Below are 16189 nucleotides of genomic sequence, written 5' to 3'. Positions count from 1 at the left end.
ATACCGTATTGTTATATATTCGACTCATATGAATCTACACCACCGTAATCATTAATTACGCTGTAGTTCATTTTTTTAGAGTTAAGAAATTCATTCGGTATCGAATTACCATTTTCATTACCAAGTGAAATGGTTGAGAATGGCGCCACCATATTATTTTCTAATTTTAATTTTTTTGAATTATTCGAAATGGTAATATCCTGTAAAGTAACATACCATGGTGAATCATTTTTTACTAAAACCCTATTACCTTTCTCTGATTTCTCAAATGAAAATTTGAGCTTTTCATTTATTAACGCAGGCATACCAATCCCTTCGGGTCTAAAAAATAATTTTATTCTCGTCCTAATCGCAATTTGCATGGTATTTTGTTGTTTTTCAATCGCATCTTCATTTTCTGGTGGAACTTCTAATATATTTAAATAATAGATGGATTCTTTATTTTTAGGTAATGGTTCACCAAGATAGGTTATGCGTAAATTTTGTCCTGAGTTTGATCCCATTTTAAAAATAGGTGGAGTAATAGCAAATGGTGTTTTAATATTTTCAGGCGGCTCATCGGGGTTACCATTATCCAACCACACTTGAACAAGTGCTGGCCATTTATTTTCATTAACGAGTTGTACAATTTTACTTTTAGAGTTTTCATTATAAACCACGCGAGTGCCATTTATAATCACACTAGCATAAATCGATGTTGATATAGCAAATAATGAGAAAAATAAAATAATTTTATTTCTGATTGATGCTTGAGTTATCATAATGACCTAACCTTGAAATCATCTACTTTATTAAAAATATTTTCCTGAGGTACTGAAATTAATAATCATTATATTAATTAAAAATCATTATTAATTTTTTAATACAGCAAAGTGGAAAATATATTTCCACTTTGCTGATTATCTATATCATGAGGGTATTTTCTCTGACATTACTACACTTATGGGTATGTAATTGAATAGTTCACTTGTGCTACAACAACACCTGCGTTAGTAACCGGGGTTTTAGCAAAATAGTAAGCTTGGAATGGTAATGTTGCACTACCGCTAACAATAGTTGTCTGTCCTGCTACACCGCCATTAACTACAGCCTGCGTACCTGCAGCATCAGCTAAACGAATTTGGACACCCGCAGGACCTTGTGTTGGATTTAAATTTCCATTGCTAGTATCCGTATTTGTTGTATTTTCAAAGTTGGCTGCTACAGCGACGTTTGAAGTACAATTTGATAATAGCAAATCAAACTGTGTTACACCGGCAATATCCCCAGCATTTGCTAACGCCGTTGTTGAGACTTTAGGTAAGGTAACAGTGAAATCTTTGCTGCCCTCACTTGAAGAGATATCGCAAGTTGTTGCAGTAATTTCACCATTAAAAGTAATAACACCATTTTCAGCCATAACTGATGCCGAAATTGAAGATGTAACTAACAAAACTAAAAGAGATTTTTTCATATTTGACCTTTGTAGAATAAAACGAATGCTATCCTTTATTAATAGTAATAAGGATAATTAATAACCTATATTGATAAATAGATTTTAGCTAAATCCCTTTAGTACAACTTCCGAAAACTAAATAACTATAGAATTTGCAATGAATATGTTTTTTTCATAAATTGCCTTATCATAATCTGATAATAAAACTGCGATGCTCACATTAAATGCATTGGCAAATTTAACTAATGATTCAACATCAAGTCTATTTATTCCTCGTTCGAAACGCGAGATTTGCTGTTGGCTTATTCCTGTTATCTTTCCTAACACTTCACCACTCCAACCATTTTGTAATCTGAGTGATTTAATTCTTTGACCAATTTCCAATGAGTATTTATATCTTTCCATTTCCATGAGGGTACCTCTGAATTAATTATTCATGACTTGATTCAGACTGGTTCATAGCAAACATATTACCCACTTAAAGTTTAAAGACAAATAACCTCACTCATTAAAGAGTAAATTGAAATTAAGCAATTACTTGTTCTAGCCATACAATTCTCACAAAAATAAAATCAATTTAAACAAAATGTTACAAAACAACACACAGGCAGAATTAACACCTAAATCAATAAAATTAAACGAGACAAATAAGATAAAACACCTACTTAAAATTATAATATCGACATTAAATCCAAAAAAACTCATTTTATAATCTAATATATAACATTTTAGTTACATTTTTAGAGTGCTATAGCTATCATGTATATACCTAATTTAAATCCTTATTAAAAAACATCTAAATATAGCCGTCAGATAATGATTTAAAAATGAGTAAAGAATTATTTTTTGTTAATGTAATAATAAAAATACTTATTTTTACATATCTTTTATTTATTTCACTTTCCAGACAAATTATAAAAAAATCTAAAAATTATTTTTATAACTGACATTGAAATCATCAAAAATAATTCATGTTAATAAATTACAGATTATCAATAAAATAAGTAAATGATTTTTATTATTCTTATAATACAATAGTTACTCCATTTTGGTGTATAACTACCCCGCAGAAGCGGATTCAATATATTTAAGTTTGCCTGAATTGTTCATAAAGAAATTAAAATATAAGTGAAAATTAATAGAATAACCCATTTCCATTTCCAACATAAATTAAGTAGCAATTCACCATTATTCTTATCTGGTTAGTAAATATTATAACCCTTTGTTTTTTATTAAATTATATTGCATACCGTATAGCTAAATCGATGATTAAATTCTTTCTGTATCCACCGCTCATTCAGCTCCATCACCAATATTTTCCGTACTAACACCGAAACACACCATGCTGAATATGTAATAACCTATGAAAAAATAGTAAATATCCGTACTCCCTACACTTTTTCCCCCCAATCCCCAATTTGATCAATCCTAAATAAAAATTACTGGTTATGATAATCAGACAACAACAATAGGAGGCAATAATGCAGGTGATTTTACAGGTTGATTTCCCATACCAAGGCCCATGGGGTGAAGAGATGGCAACGGCAATGGAAGGATTAGCGCAATCCATTAACCAAGAGCCGGGGTTTATTTGGAAGATTTGGACTGAAAACCAACAAACTCAACGGGCGGGAGGCATTTACTTATTTGCTAACCAAGCCGATGCGCAAGCATATCTCGAGATGCACAGTGCGCGACTCAAATCCTTTGGTGTACCTGAAGTCAGCGGGCAAATTTTTAGTGTGAATACCGCACTCAGCCAGCTTAACCAAGCACAATTTATTCAAAAATAGTTTTAATGGAGAGGGCATTTTGCCTTCTCTTATCCCGTTAAAATTTACTCAGTAAAATCCAATTCATCGACATCCACAGATTGATGAATAACGCGGGAGATAAAAATAAATGGGGTTTGGGGCATGTAATAAATGGAATGTTTTTTAAACTCAAATCGCCTCATCCCTTCACATACCCAATGACATTCTTTACCTATCCATGGCGAACTAGCCAGTAACTCAAACGTTTTTTTTAATTCATTATGGTATTTTTTCGCTTGATTGACACCGAACTGCCGTATTGTGTAACGAGCAATTTGATAAATATCCTCTTCCGCAACTTGAGAAATTTTATACATTTAAATCCTTTTCCGCTCTGGCAAAAATGTCATCCATGCTGCTTTCACTTTCCGGTGAATTCAGTCCATCCAATACCATCTTTCTCACATACTCAAGGCGTTGTTCTCTCTCTTCCATCATACGCAATGCGTCCCTTATCACTTCTGATGTATTACCATAGCGGCCAGACTGGATCATATCGCCAATAAAACGGTTGAAATGCTCCCCCAATGTCACACTTGTTACTCTCGCCATAAACTCACCCACCATCGAATTGTATTACTCAGTCATACAACTATAGCAATGAATTTCTGTTGCTTCCAGCCAGCGAAAGAGAGGGCATTTTGCCCTCTCTGATAACTTCGCCCTCAAAAATCCCCGTGGCGACGCTCCACAAGCGTTAAAATACTGTACAGCGCCACAATGTCATTGTGCTGATTAAACACTTGGACATCCCACTCGATAACCCCATTAGGCTTATCTTCGGCTTTTTTCTGGGCTTTTTTGATCTTTTTCTTGCACGTTAAGCGCACTTGGATGGTATCGCCAATTTTGACTGGCTCGATAAAACGCAAGTTTTCCATCCCATAGTTCGCGATAACAGGCCCGACTCCCGCATCCACAAACAGCCCTGCTGCTGCCGATACCACAAAATAACCGTGGGCGATGCGCTCACCAAACATGGATTGCTCGGCGCCAAGTTTATCCACATGCACATAGAAATTATCCCCGCTGAGACAGGCAAAATTCACAATATCCGCTTCAGTTACCGTGCGTCTCGCGGTCAGTAACGTATCGCCAATCACTAACTCTTCGAAATATTTACGGAACGGATGCACCACATCAGCAATAGCCTCAGCGCCGCGCATCCACTGCTTACTAATCGCAGTCAACATGGATGGGCTGCCTTGCAGTGCCGTGCGCTGCATATAATGTTTTACTGCTCGCAAGCCGCCCAGCTCTTCACCGCCCCCGGCACGCCCCGGTCCACCATGTACCAACATTGGCAAAGGTGAGCCGTGCCCCGTGGATTCTTTTGATGCTGCTTCATCCAGAATAAACATCCGCCCATGCGCCCGTGCCGTTGCGCGGATCACCGTCTGCGCTACTTGGCTATCGGCAGTCACCAGCGAACCGACTAAGCTCCCGCCTCCTAGCGCCGCCAATTGCACCGCTTGATCTAACCCGTCATAACTCATTAATGTCGCCACGGGACCAAACGCCTCGGTTTCGTGTACCGCTTGATGCACAAATGGCTCGGCACAGTACAGCAATGTCGGTGGGAAAAATGCCCCTTTCTCGCTATCGCCACCCACCACCTGCATATTGACAAAGCTACCACCACATAAGCGTTCGCAGCCATTGGCTAGCAGATAATTCACTTTGTCCTGCACATCTTGGCGCTGTTCAAGGTTAATCAATGCGCCCATTCGAACCCCTTCGGCAGCAGGGTCACCCACCACGACATTCGAGATGCGTTTTAGGAGGGCATTTTTCACATTTTCCAACTGAGTTTTAGGGACGATAATGCGGCGAATTGCAGTACATTTTTGCCCTGCCTTCGTCGTCATTTCATTAACCACTTCTTTGATAAACAGTGCAAATTCAGGTTGCTCAGGCTGAACATCTGAACCTAAAATGGCGCAGTTTAATGAGTCCGCTTCCATGGTAAAAGGCACAGATTTTTGATTGATGCGCGGGTGAGATTTGAGTTTTTGTCCAGTGCCTGCTGAGCCTGTAAAGGTCACCACATCTTCAAAATCCAAGTGGTCGAACATATCCCCAACGCCGCCACAAATTAATTGAATCGCCCCTTCGGGAACTAACCCGCTCTCCATCATCAGTTTCACCATTGCGTGAGTCAGTTGGGCGGATGCGGTGGCAGGTTTGATAATAGCAGGCATCCCCGCTAACCACGTTGGCGCTAGTTTTTCTAGCATACCCCAGCACGGAAAGTTGAACGCATTGATGTGCAAAGCCACGCCACGGCGCGATGTTAAAATATGGCGGGCAACAAACTGCCCCTGTTTTGATAGCGGGATCATCTCGTCTTCTGACCACACGGTATCATCCGGCAGCTCACGGCTTGCCAGTCCCGCATAGGAAAATAGGGTGCCGATCCCCCCTTCGATATCCACCCAACTGTCTGATTTAGTGGCGCCAGTCTGGGCAGAAATGACATATAACGCCTCTTTATGGGCAAGTAAATGTCGAGCAACTGCTTTAAGCATCTCTCCACGCTGTTGAAACGTTAATTTCCCTAGCGCCTCGCCACCGACATCACGCCCGTACTGTAAGCTTTGCGCTAACGGTAGTCCTTCAGAGGTCACGGCATAGAGTGCTTCATTGGTCAGCGCATGAAAAATCGGACGACCTTCCCCTGCTCCCGTTGCCCACTTCCCCATAATGTAACTTGTTAAATGTTGCATGTTCCATCTCCAGAAAAACGACAATAAACTAGATTTAGATATTAAATATGTATCATATAAACAATCATAGATGCCAATCGAAATTTAACAAATAAAATACAAATAGGGTTGATTTGAATGTTTGCGGCAAGAACCAAACAAAAAATGATGATTTCATTACATTGATTTATATGAATATAATTTAATTACTTGTGAGGTGAATCGCAAAAACCCCACAAACAGCATTGATCTTATTGTTAACTATTCCTAGCATTGATGTTAAATAAATGTGTTCCATATTTTTACATTAACTTAATTTTTATGAATCACTTTAATGGAAAATAACAATGAGCGAGCAAAACCAAATCCACTTCGATGCCAAAATCGAAGCCGACATCGCAATCGAGCCAAAAGATTGGATGCCCGATGCTTACAGACAAAACCTCATTCGCCAGATTGGGCAACACGCCCATTCAGAAGTGATTGGCATGCTGCCGGAAGCCAACTGGCTCAGTCGCGCGCCAACTCTACGCCGCAAAGCCGTTCTGCTGGCAAAAATTCAAGATGAAGCAGGACACGGTTTGTACCTCTATAGCGCCGCAGAAACGTTGGGATGTACTCGCCAAGATATCTACCAAAAAATGCTCGACGAAAAGATGAAATACTCCTCCATTTTCAACTATCCGACGCTCAATTGGGCGGACGTGGGCGTGATTGGCTGGCTGGTTGATGGTGCAGCGATAGTTAACCAAGTGGCACTGTGCCGCGCTTCTTACGGACCTTACGCCCGTGCGATGGTAAAAATCTGCAAAGAGGAGAGTTTTCACCAACGCCAAGGTTATGAAGCCGTCATGGCACTGGCTGAAGGGACTGATGAGCAAAAAGCCATGTTGCAAGACTCTATCAACCGCTTTTGGTGGCCAGTATTAATGATGTTTGGTCCGAATGATTCTGACTCCCCTCATAGCGCGCAAAGTATGGCGTGGAAAATCAAGCGCTTCAGTAATGACGAGCTGCGCCAGAAATTTGTGGATAACACCGTGCCGCAGGTGGAAGCCCTTGGCATGACCATCCCCGACCCTGACCTGCACTGGGATGACGCGCTGGGTCACTACCGCTTTGGTGAGATTGATTGGGAAGAGTTCTACCAAGTGATTAAAGGGCAAGGGATCTGCAACCAAGAACGCCTTGATGCGAAACGTAAAGGTTGGGAAGAAGGAGCTTGGGTGCGTGAAGGCGCAATGGCTCACAGCCAAAAACAAAAAGCCATTAAATCTGCAGCTTAACCACCAAGAAGGAAAAGACCATGAACAATCAAGATTGGCCACTGTATGAAGTGTTTGTTCGCAGTAAACAAGGTTTAGCCCATCGCCATGTGGGAAGTTTACATGCCGCCGATGACCAAATGGCGTTGGAAAATGCTCGCGATGCTTACACTCGCCGTAGTGAAGGCTGCTCCATTTGGGTCGTCAAAGCCGCCCATTTGGTCGCATCTCAACCTGATGAAAAAGATCAATTTTTTGACCCCGCGGACAGCAAGGTTTACCGCCATCCAACTTTTTACACCATCCCTGATGGCATCAAAAACATGTAAGGAGCTTGAAATGACCGAAAAACAGCAGCTCCAACATTATGTGTTACGCCTCGGAGATACCCCACTGATTCTGGCACAACGCCTGTGTGAGTGGTGTGGTCACGCCCCTGAAATCGAAATTGACCTAGCGCTATCTAACATCGGCTTAGATTTACTGGGGCAAGCGCGCAACTTTCTTAGCTACGCCGCTGAACTCAAAGGCGCAGGTTACAACGAAGATAAGCTGGCTTACTTGCGTGATGAGCGTGAATTTAGCAATTTACTGCTTGTTGAGCAGCCAAATGACGGCTTCAACGACACCCTCGTTCGCCAGTTTTTTATCGATGCCTACCATGTGCCTCTTTACAGCGCACTGACCCAAAGCCGCGACCCGCAGCTGGCCGCCATTGCAGCAAAATCTCTCAAAGAAGCCCTGTACCACCTGCGTTTTAGTCGTGGCTGGATGATCCGTTTAGGGGATGGCACCCCACTGAGCCAGCAGAAATTGCAGCAATCTATCAACCGCTTATGGCGCTTTACCGGTGAATTGTTCCATGCCGATGCCATTGAAATGGCATTAAGCGAGGCAGGCATTGCCGTTGACCCGCGTACGCTGCGCGATATTTGGCTGCAAACTGTGAATGAAACCTTTGAAGAAGCCACTCTCAGCCTGCCTGAACAAGCAGCTTACCGATTAGGCGGTAAACAAGGCAGCCATACTGAGCACCTCGGTTTAATTCTCACACAGCTGCAATTTGTGCAACGCGCTTACCCCAACAGCCAATGGTGATAGTGATGGAACAGAGAATGCAACTTCAATCCCCCGATATTCATCAGATCTGGCAGCAACTTCAGCAGATCCCAGACCCTGAATTGCCGGCTCTGTCTATTACTGATCTTGGTATGGTGCGCCATGTGAAGCCAACCGAACAAGGCTGGAAAATTGGGTTTACCCCAACCTATTCAGGCTGCCCCGCCACCGAATTTTTAATCAATGAAATCAAAACGGTTCTCGATAGCGCGGGCTTCTCGCCTGTGGATGTGGAAGTAGTATTAACCCCCGCATGGACCACTGACTGGATGAACCAAGATGCCAAAAGGCGCTTACGTGAATTTGGCATTGCGCCCCCACAAGGCGTTGCCTGTGAGCATCCTGAACATACTGGGGCAATTTGTTGCCCACGTTGTGACAGCGAACAGACGGAAAAAATTAGCGAGTTTGGCTCTACCGCCTGCAAAGCGCTATATCGCTGCAACGAATGCTTAGAACCGTTTGATTACTTTAAATGTATTTAAGGGCACACTCATGACTGTCTTTCACCGTTTAAGTATTGCCGCTATTGATCGTGACACACCCGATGCTGTGGCGGTCACCTTTCATATTCCTGAATCGCTGCAAGCGCAGTATCGTTACCGCCCAGGTCAACATTTGACGCTAAAAGCCGCGATTAATGGCGAAAATCTTCGTCGCTGCTACTCCATTTGTAGCGCCCCCGATGAAAACGGGCTCAAAATTGGCGTTAAAGCTATCTACGAAGGGCGATTTTCTAACTTTATCAACCAACAACTGAATGTTGGAGATAGCTTAGAAGTGATGATCCCTCAAGGGCAATTTGGCTACCAACCCGATAGCCAGCAACAAGGACACTATTTAGCCGTGGCGGCAGGCTCCGGTATTACCCCGCTGTTATCCATCATCAAAGCTACGCTGCAAACCGAGCCAAATAGCCGCTTTGTGCTGATTTACGGTAATCGCAATAGCCGCTCAGTGATGTTCAAAGAAGCCATCGCTGACTTAAAAAACCGCTTTGCCACCCGTTTTCAAGTGCTGTATCTGTTTAGCCAAGAGCCTCAAGAAAGCGCGTTGCTCAGCGGGCGCATTGATGCGCAACAACTTAGTGCCTTAGGAAAATCCCTTCTCAATTTTAGCCAATTCAACCGCGCCTTTATTTGTGGTCCAGAGTCCATGATGGATGAGGTTCAAGAAACCTTAATTCATCACGGCATGGCACAAGAGCGCGTACACACTGAGCGCTTTAATACCTCTGGCGCGAAATTCAAACCGACCCTTGCCACCAGCGAAAACCGCCAAGTCACCCTTCAATTAGATGGGCGCACCTTAAATATCAATATGGATGGGCAAGATGACAGCATCCTCGATGCCGCACTGCGCCAAGGCGCTGACCTGCCTTATGCCTGTAAAGGCGGTGTTTGCGCCACTTGCAAATGTAAGTTGCGCTCAGGAGAAGTTGAAATGGGCGTGAACTACAGTCTCGAACCTGACCAAATTGCCGCCGGTTATATCCTCAGTTGCCAAGCATGGCCAAAAGGGGATGGCGTGGTATTGGACTTTGATGTGTAGGGATGAGCAATGGAAAATAATTGGATTTTATCTCAACAACATCACCGCGTTCTGACGCTGACGCTTAATCGCCCCGATGTGCGCAACGCACTGAGTACACCGTGCCTTGAATTACTGGTTAAGCATCTTGAACATGCGCAAACCGACGACAATATCGGCGCTATCGTCATCACGGGTAATCCACGTTTCTTTGCCGCAGGGGCTGATCTTAAAGAGCTTCAGCAGCAAACCGTTGCCAGCGCTATAACAGATAAACGTCCGCAAGTTTGGCGCCGCTTTGCGCAAATCAGCAAGCCGATTATTTGTGCCGCTAATGGCTATGCGTTAGGCGCGGGGTTCGAGTTATTGCTCGCCAGCGACATCATTATTGCAGGGGAATCCGCTCGCTTTGGTCTACCGGAAATTACCCTTGGACTGATCCCCGGAGCGGGCGGTACTCAGCGACTTATTCGTGCCGTGGGTAAATCCCTTGCAATGCAGATGGTACTTACCGGAGAAACCATCAGCGCTGAGCAAGCCCAACAAGCCGGATTGGTCAGTGAAGTGTGTGTGGACGCACTCACCCTTGAACGCGCTCAAGCCATTGCCAAACGCATTGCAGGTCATGCGCCTTTAGCCGTAAACGCCGCCAAAGCTGCGCTAGTGAGCGCCCAAGAAACTCACCTGACCGAAGGCTTAAAACTGGAGCGCCAATACTTTGTCAGCCTTGCGGGTACTGACGATCGCCAAGAGGGGATCGCCGCCTTTTTCGAAAAACGATCCCCCCAATTTACAGGACGCTAATCATGATAAATGACACTGTGATCACCGACGAGATGATCCTTACAACGCTGGAAAATGGGGTGCTCACGATTACCTTAAACCGCCCTGACCGCCTAAACAGCTTTAACGATGAGATGCATCGCCAGCTGAGCGCAGCCATTAAAATCGCCGAACAAGACGAAACCGTCCGTTGCTTAGTGATCACCGGAGCGGGCCGTGGATTCTGTGCGGGGCAAGATCTTAACGATCGTAATGTCTCCGTCGGATCCAAAGCCCCTGATCTGGGCTTTTCCGTCGAAACCTACTACAACCCGCTGATCCGCCGTTTAGTCGCATTACCCAAACCGATTATTTGTGCCGTGAACGGCGTTGCCGCAGGCGCGGGTGCGGCGATTGCTCTTGCGGGAGATCTTGTTATCGCGGCGAAAAGTGCCAGCTTTATTCAATCATTTTGCCGCCTTGGGCTGGTGCCTGACTCCGGGGGAAGCTGGTTTTTACCGCAATTAGTCGGTCGTGCTCGTGCCATGGGTATGGCGATGCTAGGGGATAAAATTAGCGCGGAACAAGCATTGCAGTGGGGTATGATTTGGCAAGTCACGGAAAATGACCAACTCGCCACCACCGTCAACAACCTCGCGAAGCACCTTGCAACTCAACCGACCTATGGGTTGGGGCTGATCAAAAAAGCGATTCACAGTGCCGCCACCAATACCCTTGATGAGCAGCTCAATTTAGAGCGAGATTTACAGCGCTTAGGCGGGCGCAGCCAAGATTATCGCGAAGGCGTCGATGCGTTTTTAAATAAACGTGAACCGACGTTCCAAGGGAAATAACCATGAAGACTTCACTAAGCTCATCAATACAAAATGTCGCTGTGATTGGTGCAGGTACTATGGGGATTGGAATTGCGCAAGTCGCTGCGAGTGTAGGTCTACAAGTGCACATTTTTGACGTGAACGCCCAAGTGTTGCAGCAATCTTTAACAGCACTCACCACTCGTTTACGCAAACGCGTTGAGCAAGGAAAAGCCGACGCCAAATGCACGGAAGAAATCCTTGATCGCCTCCATGTTGTCGACAGTCTTGCCACCCTTGCTGACGCCGATTTAGTGATTGAAGCAGTCGCAGAGAAACTTGCCATTAAGCAGGCTATTTTCAGTGAACTTGAAGACATTTGCCGCGAAAATACTATTTTTTCCAGCAACACCTCGTCATTATCTATCACGGCAATTGCCAGCGTACTCAAACACCCTGAGCGTATGGCTGGATTGCACTTTTTTAACCCTGCCCCCGTGATGAAACTGGTAGAAGTGATCCGCGGACTCGAAACCGCGGAGAACGTGATTGAAATCCTAAAAACCCTGACACTGTCGTTCAATAAAATTCCGGTGATTTGCCACTCCACGCCAGGCTTTATTGTTAATCGTGTAGCAAGACCTTTTTATGCAGAAGCCTTACGCGCATTAGAAGAGCAAGTGGGCAACCCCGCCACATTAGACAGTGTCATGCGTGATGCTGGAGGCTTTTCCATGGGTCCTTTGCAGCTCACCGATTTAATCGGGCATGATGTTAATTACGCCGTGACAGAATCCATGTTTCAAGCATTTGGCTATGACCCGCGTTTCCAAACCGCCTTTGCGCAATTGGCATTAGTACAAGCAGGGCACCTAGGACGTAAATCAGGTCGCGGATTTTATGATTACACCGCCGATAATCATGATGATCATAATAAATCCGCATCTCGGGTCGATATTGCGCCTGCCGTGACACAGCCTCGCCAGCTCGACATCAAAGCCTATGGAAATTGGCAAATATTTCCTGAACTTAAGCAACTCTTACAGCAAAACGGGATCTGCCTCGAAGAAGTTGAACAAAAAACGCGCCCGTCACCCTCACTGGTTGTTAACGGAGTTATTATTATGTTAACAAATGGTGAAATGACATCCACCCTTGCGCAAAAACTTGATAAGCCCGTAGTGCAATTTGATTTATCCGCCAACTACGTTGCGGCAACCACTATCGCTATCAGTTGCGCAGTACAAAATAGCCACCAGCAAAACCAAGATGCGATTGCCTTTTTTCAGTCCCTCGGTAAGCAAGTGATTGTGCTGCCGGACTACCCTGCACTGTTAACCCTGCGTACCGTTGCCATGTTGTGCAATGAGGCTTTGGATGTGGTGAATAAAGGGGTCTCAAGCGCCCAAGATACTGATCTGGCGATGCGTTTCGGCGTGAATTACCCGAAAGGGCCATTAGCATGGGGCGCGCAAATCGGTTGGTCACATATTTTGCACACCCTTGAACAGTTAACTGATTTCTATGGGGACACGCGCTATCGCCCCAACCCATTACTACGCCAGCTTGCTGCCGGTTTTCAATCACTCTCATTGGAGGCGTTGTCATGAATTCACTGCCCAACATCACCCTCGCTCAGCAAGCGGCACATGCCATGTATCGCGATGATACTTGCGCTAAAGCCATGGGCATGGTGATTGAAGATGTTGCTGAAGGCTATGCGCAACTCACCATGGTGGTTATGCCCAATATGCTTAACGGGCATAAAACCTGCCACGGCGGGCAGTTGTTTAGTCTGGCAGATACCGCGTTTGCGTATGCCTGCAACAGCCAAGGTTATGCCGCCGTCGCCTCTATGTGCTCTATCGATTTTTTGCGCCCCGGTTTTGAAGGGGATGTACTGACTGCCACCGCAAAAATGCAGCACCAAGGTAAGCGCAGCGGGCTGTATGAAGTAGAGATCATCAACCAAGATGGCAAGCCACTGGCGCTGTTTCAAGGCCGTTCCCACCGTTTAGGTCACCGTTTAGTTGGAGAAGCCTCATGAATGACGCCTATATTTGCGATGGTATTCGCACCCCGATTGGTCGCTATGGCGGCGCATTATCCTCACTGCGTCCCGATGACCTTTCTGCCGTCACTCTTAAAGCATTGATGGCACGTAACCCACAACTGGACTGGACACTGACCGATGACATTATCCTCGGTTGCGCCAACCAAGCGGGGGAAGATAACCGCAACGTCGCGCGAATGGCGGGGCTACTGTCTGGCTTACCAATTTCAGTTTCCGGCACCACCATCAATCGCCTGTGTGGCTCTGGCTTAGATGCCATAGCTCTTGCCGCTCGCAGTATCAAAGCAGGGGAATCGGGATTGATGATTGCCGGTGGTGTAGAATCCATGAGCCGCGCGCCGTTCGTGATGGGAAAACAAGATTCTGCCTTTTCTCGCCAAGCGCAAATTTTTGATACCACTATTGGCTGGCGGTTTATCAACCCATTAATGGAGCAGCAATTCTCCACCGACTCCATGCCAGAAACCGCGGAAAACGTGGCGCACACCTACAATATCAGCCGCGAAGACCAAGATGCCTTTGCCCTGCGCAGCCAACAGCGCACCGAAGCGGCTCGCCTTAAAGGTATCTTTGCCGAAGAGATTGTTCCCGTCACCGTGACATTGCGCAAAGCACAGAAGCAAGTCACTGAAGATGAGCACCCACGCCCTGAAACCACACACGAACAGCTGCAAAAACTAAAAACACCGTTTCGTGAAAATGGCAGCGTCACCGCAGGCAATGCTTCTGGAGTCAATGATGGCGCCGCAGCCTTAATCATCGCCTCCGAAGCGGTTGCCAAGCAGCAAGGATTAACCCCACGAGCGCGAGTGATTGCCACTGCCACCTGTGGCGTCGAACCGCGTTTAATGGGTATCGGCCCTCTGCCTGCCACTCAAAAAGTGTTGAAAATGGCAGGGCTGACTATCGAACAAATGGATGTGATTGAACTTAACGAAGCCTTTGCCGCTCAAGCACTGGCTGTATTACGGGGCTTAGGTCTGCCAGATGACGCCCCACAGGTTAACCCCAATGGTGGGGCTATCTCCTTAGGGCATCCGCTGGGTATGAGCGGGTCTCGCTTGGTGATTTCCGCCATGAATGAACTGCACCGCAAGCAAGGTCGCTACGGGTTATGCACCATGTGCATCGGTGTGGGTCAAGGTATTGCAATGATTATTGAACGCGTCTGAATAACAAAACTGCCTGACTCCCCTACACCTGTTCAGGCAAGTATCAATAATAATAAGGATTGGCAATTATGAGCATGACACAACACGATAATATCGACCCGATCGAGTTTGCTTCCCGCGATGAGATCGAGGCGTTGCAGTTCTCACGAATGAAGTGGACACTCACTCACGCATACGAAAATGTGCCAATGTACCGCAAAAAATTCGATGCCGCAGGCGTACACCCTGACGATTTTAAACAGCTTAGCGACATCGAAAAATTTCCCTATACCACAAAGCAGGATTTACGTGAAAACTACCCATTCGATACTTTTGCCGTACCAATGGATCAAATTATCCGTATTCACGCCTCTTCCGGTACCACAGGGCGCCCGACGGTTGTCGGTTATACCCAACAAGATATTGATAATTGGGCAGATTTAATCGCTCGTAGCCTGCGCTCTGCGGGTGCCACTCGCGGGGATAAAGTCCACGTTGCTTACGGTTACGGGCTATTTACTGGCGGACTCGGAGCACACTATGGTGCTGAGCGTCTTGGCGCGGCAGTTATTCCCATGTCCGGCGGTCAAACCGAGAAACAAGCGCAGCTGATTGTCGATTTTAAGCCCGATATCATCATGGTAACGCCATCTTACTGCCTTAGTATTATCGACGAACTTGAGAAAATCATGGGCGGAGACGCTAGTAAGTGCTCACTAAGAATTGGCGTCTTTGGAGCAGAACCGTGGACAGAATCCCTCAGAACTGAAATTGAAACTCGCTTGGGGATCAAAGCCTTAGATATTTATGGCTTATCTGAAGTGATGGGACCTGGCGTTGCCATGGAGTGTGCAGACTCCGACGAAAGCGGTCCAACTATCTGGGAAGACCACTTTTACCCTGAAATTATCTGCCCAAATAGCCTAAAAACCCTCGGTCATGGGGAGCATGGTGAGTTAGTGTTCACTACCCTTACAAAAGAAGCCATGCCAGTGATCCGCTATCGAACCCGCGACCTTACTCACCTAAAATCCGGTGGAAACCGCCAGATGCGCAGTATCGGAAAAATCACGGGGCGCTCCGATGACATGATGATTATCCGTGGCGTGAACGTTTTCCCGTCTCAAATTGAAGAGCAAATTATGCAATTCAAAGAGTTATCTCCACACTACCAGCTGGAAATCGGTCGCCAAGGCAACATGGATAACCTCTCTGTTCGTGTTGAGCTCAAACACCCTGAACAACTGACCTTTGATGAACGCTGTAATATCTGCCACAACCTCAAACACCGTATTAAATCCATGGTGGGGATCAGCACCCGCGTAAGCATAGTCAACTGTGGGGATATCCCCCGCTCACAAGGTAAAGCCCAACGAGTGATTGATACACGAATTGCCATTTAATCTCCGAGAATGAGGTGTATTCATAATGAATACGCCTCTCGGCAGGTTTCCTCACAATGCTCACACTCTTTGGTATGAAAACAAGACAACCTTCTGGTTTTTGTCTAAGATTTGCC

Annotated in this window: 18 protein-coding genes; 12 read left to right on the top strand and 6 right to left on the bottom strand. The window is 45.6% G+C overall.

All coding sequences use genetic code 11. The features are described 5' to 3' along the window. Positions 1 to 11: 11 nt before the first annotated feature. The 3 genes from GKR61_RS08595 to GKR61_RS08585 form a co-directional block, all read right to left on the bottom strand. Positions 12 to 761, bottom strand: a complete 750-nt coding sequence (locus tag GKR61_RS08595; RefSeq protein ID WP_154599861.1) for a fimbrial biogenesis chaperone — start codon at positions 759 to 761, stop codon at positions 12 to 14. 179 nt (positions 762 to 940) lie between these two features. Next, positions 941 to 1453: a fimbrial protein gene (locus tag GKR61_RS08590; RefSeq protein ID WP_154599860.1), complete on the bottom strand. Its 513-nt coding sequence runs from the start codon at positions 1451 to 1453 to the stop codon at positions 941 to 943. Positions 1454 to 1570: 117 nt separating this feature from the next. Beyond that, complete coding sequence (locus GKR61_RS08585; RefSeq protein ID WP_154599859.1) at positions 1571 to 1846, bottom strand: helix-turn-helix domain-containing protein; 276 nt, start codon at positions 1844 to 1846, stop codon at positions 1571 to 1573. Positions 1847 to 2916: 1070 nt separating this feature from the next. On the opposite strand from GKR61_RS08585, the gene GKR61_RS08580 reads away from it, so the two are divergent. Beyond that, positions 2917 to 3228, top strand: coding sequence for a monooxygenase (locus GKR61_RS08580; RefSeq protein WP_108478687.1), 312 nt, complete (start codon positions 2917 to 2919; stop codon positions 3226 to 3228). 44 nt (positions 3229 to 3272) lie between these two features. On the opposite strand, the gene GKR61_RS08575 is transcribed toward GKR61_RS08580, so the two are convergent. The 3 genes from GKR61_RS08575 to paaZ form a co-directional block, all read right to left on the bottom strand. Beyond that, positions 3273 to 3566, bottom strand: a complete 294-nt coding sequence (locus tag GKR61_RS08575; RefSeq protein WP_154599858.1) for a type II toxin-antitoxin system RelE/ParE family toxin — start codon at positions 3564 to 3566, stop codon at positions 3273 to 3275. Further along, the gene (locus GKR61_RS08570) at positions 3559 to 3801 is read right to left on the bottom strand and encodes a type II toxin-antitoxin system ParD family antitoxin (protein WP_006663118.1); all 243 of its coding nucleotides are present in this window, start codon (positions 3799 to 3801) and stop codon (positions 3559 to 3561) included. The genes GKR61_RS08575 and GKR61_RS08570 overlap by 8 nt, the downstream gene beginning before the upstream one ends. A 113-nt stretch (positions 3802 to 3914) precedes the next feature. Then, positions 3915 to 5975 (bottom strand): phenylacetic acid degradation bifunctional protein PaaZ, encoded by a 2061-nt coding sequence (gene paaZ / locus GKR61_RS08565; RefSeq protein WP_036948391.1) that lies wholly within the window; start codon positions 5973 to 5975, stop codon positions 3915 to 3917. Positions 5976 to 6301: 326 nt separating this feature from the next. Here paaZ and paaA point away from each other — a divergent pair, with 326 nt between their 5' ends. The 11 genes from paaA (at position 6302) to paaK (ending at position 16073) form a co-directional block, all read left to right on the top strand. After that, a complete protein-coding gene (gene paaA, locus GKR61_RS08560) occupies positions 6302 to 7240 on the top strand; it encodes a 1,2-phenylacetyl-CoA epoxidase subunit PaaA (RefSeq protein ID WP_132496869.1) in 939 nt (312 codons plus the stop codon). A gap of 20 nt (positions 7241 to 7260) precedes the next feature. Beyond that, the gene (gene paaB / locus GKR61_RS08555) at positions 7261 to 7548 is read left to right on the top strand and encodes a 1,2-phenylacetyl-CoA epoxidase subunit PaaB (RefSeq protein WP_036948387.1); all 288 of its coding nucleotides are present in this window, start codon (positions 7261 to 7263) and stop codon (positions 7546 to 7548) included. Between the two features lie 10 nt (positions 7549 to 7558). Continuing rightward, complete coding sequence (paaC, locus tag GKR61_RS08550; protein ID WP_036948384.1) at positions 7559 to 8317, top strand: 1,2-phenylacetyl-CoA epoxidase subunit PaaC; 759 nt, start codon at positions 7559 to 7561, stop codon at positions 8315 to 8317. A gap of 5 nt (positions 8318 to 8322) precedes the next feature. Then, entirely contained in the window at positions 8323 to 8823 is a 501-nt protein-coding gene (paaD, locus tag GKR61_RS08545) for a 1,2-phenylacetyl-CoA epoxidase subunit PaaD (RefSeq protein ID WP_036948382.1), read from the top strand. A 10-nt stretch (positions 8824 to 8833) separates the two neighbouring features. Then, positions 8834 to 9889, top strand: coding sequence for a 1,2-phenylacetyl-CoA epoxidase subunit PaaE (gene paaE, locus GKR61_RS08540; RefSeq protein ID WP_154599857.1), 1056 nt, complete (start codon positions 8834 to 8836; stop codon positions 9887 to 9889). Positions 9890 to 9898: 9 nt separating this feature from the next. Beyond that, the gene (paaF, locus tag GKR61_RS08535) at positions 9899 to 10672 is read left to right on the top strand and encodes a 2,3-dehydroadipyl-CoA hydratase PaaF (protein ID WP_036948377.1); all 774 of its coding nucleotides are present in this window, start codon (positions 9899 to 9901) and stop codon (positions 10670 to 10672) included. Positions 10673 to 10674: 2 nt separating this feature from the next. Then, the gene (gene paaG / locus GKR61_RS08530; RefSeq protein WP_154599856.1) at positions 10675 to 11484 is read left to right on the top strand and encodes a 2-(1,2-epoxy-1,2-dihydrophenyl)acetyl-CoA isomerase PaaG; all 810 of its coding nucleotides are present in this window, start codon (positions 10675 to 10677) and stop codon (positions 11482 to 11484) included. A gap of 2 nt (positions 11485 to 11486) precedes the next feature. Further along, positions 11487 to 13055: a 3-hydroxyacyl-CoA dehydrogenase gene (locus GKR61_RS08525; RefSeq protein ID WP_154639731.1), complete on the top strand. Its 1569-nt coding sequence runs from the start codon at positions 11487 to 11489 to the stop codon at positions 13053 to 13055. Beyond that, complete coding sequence (paaI, locus tag GKR61_RS08520; RefSeq protein ID WP_036948371.1) at positions 13052 to 13492, top strand: hydroxyphenylacetyl-CoA thioesterase PaaI; 441 nt, start codon at positions 13052 to 13054, stop codon at positions 13490 to 13492. Before GKR61_RS08525 ends, paaI begins: the two co-directional genes overlap by 4 nt. Continuing rightward, positions 13489 to 14691 (top strand): 3-oxoadipyl-CoA thiolase, encoded by a 1203-nt coding sequence (pcaF, locus tag GKR61_RS08515; protein ID WP_036948369.1) that lies wholly within the window; start codon positions 13489 to 13491, stop codon positions 14689 to 14691. The genes paaI and pcaF overlap by 4 nt, the downstream gene beginning before the upstream one ends. A gap of 68 nt (positions 14692 to 14759) precedes the next feature. Next, positions 14760 to 16073, top strand: coding sequence for a phenylacetate--CoA ligase PaaK (gene paaK / locus GKR61_RS08510; RefSeq protein WP_132496859.1), 1314 nt, complete (start codon positions 14760 to 14762; stop codon positions 16071 to 16073). Positions 16074 to 16189 lie beyond the last annotated feature (116 nt).

The organism is Providencia sp. wls1916 (genome assembly GCF_009706585.1).
Taxonomy (GTDB): Bacteria; Pseudomonadota; Gammaproteobacteria; order Enterobacterales; family Enterobacteriaceae; genus Providencia; species Providencia lanzhouensis.
This window is presented reverse-complemented; position numbering and strand designations above follow the sequence as displayed.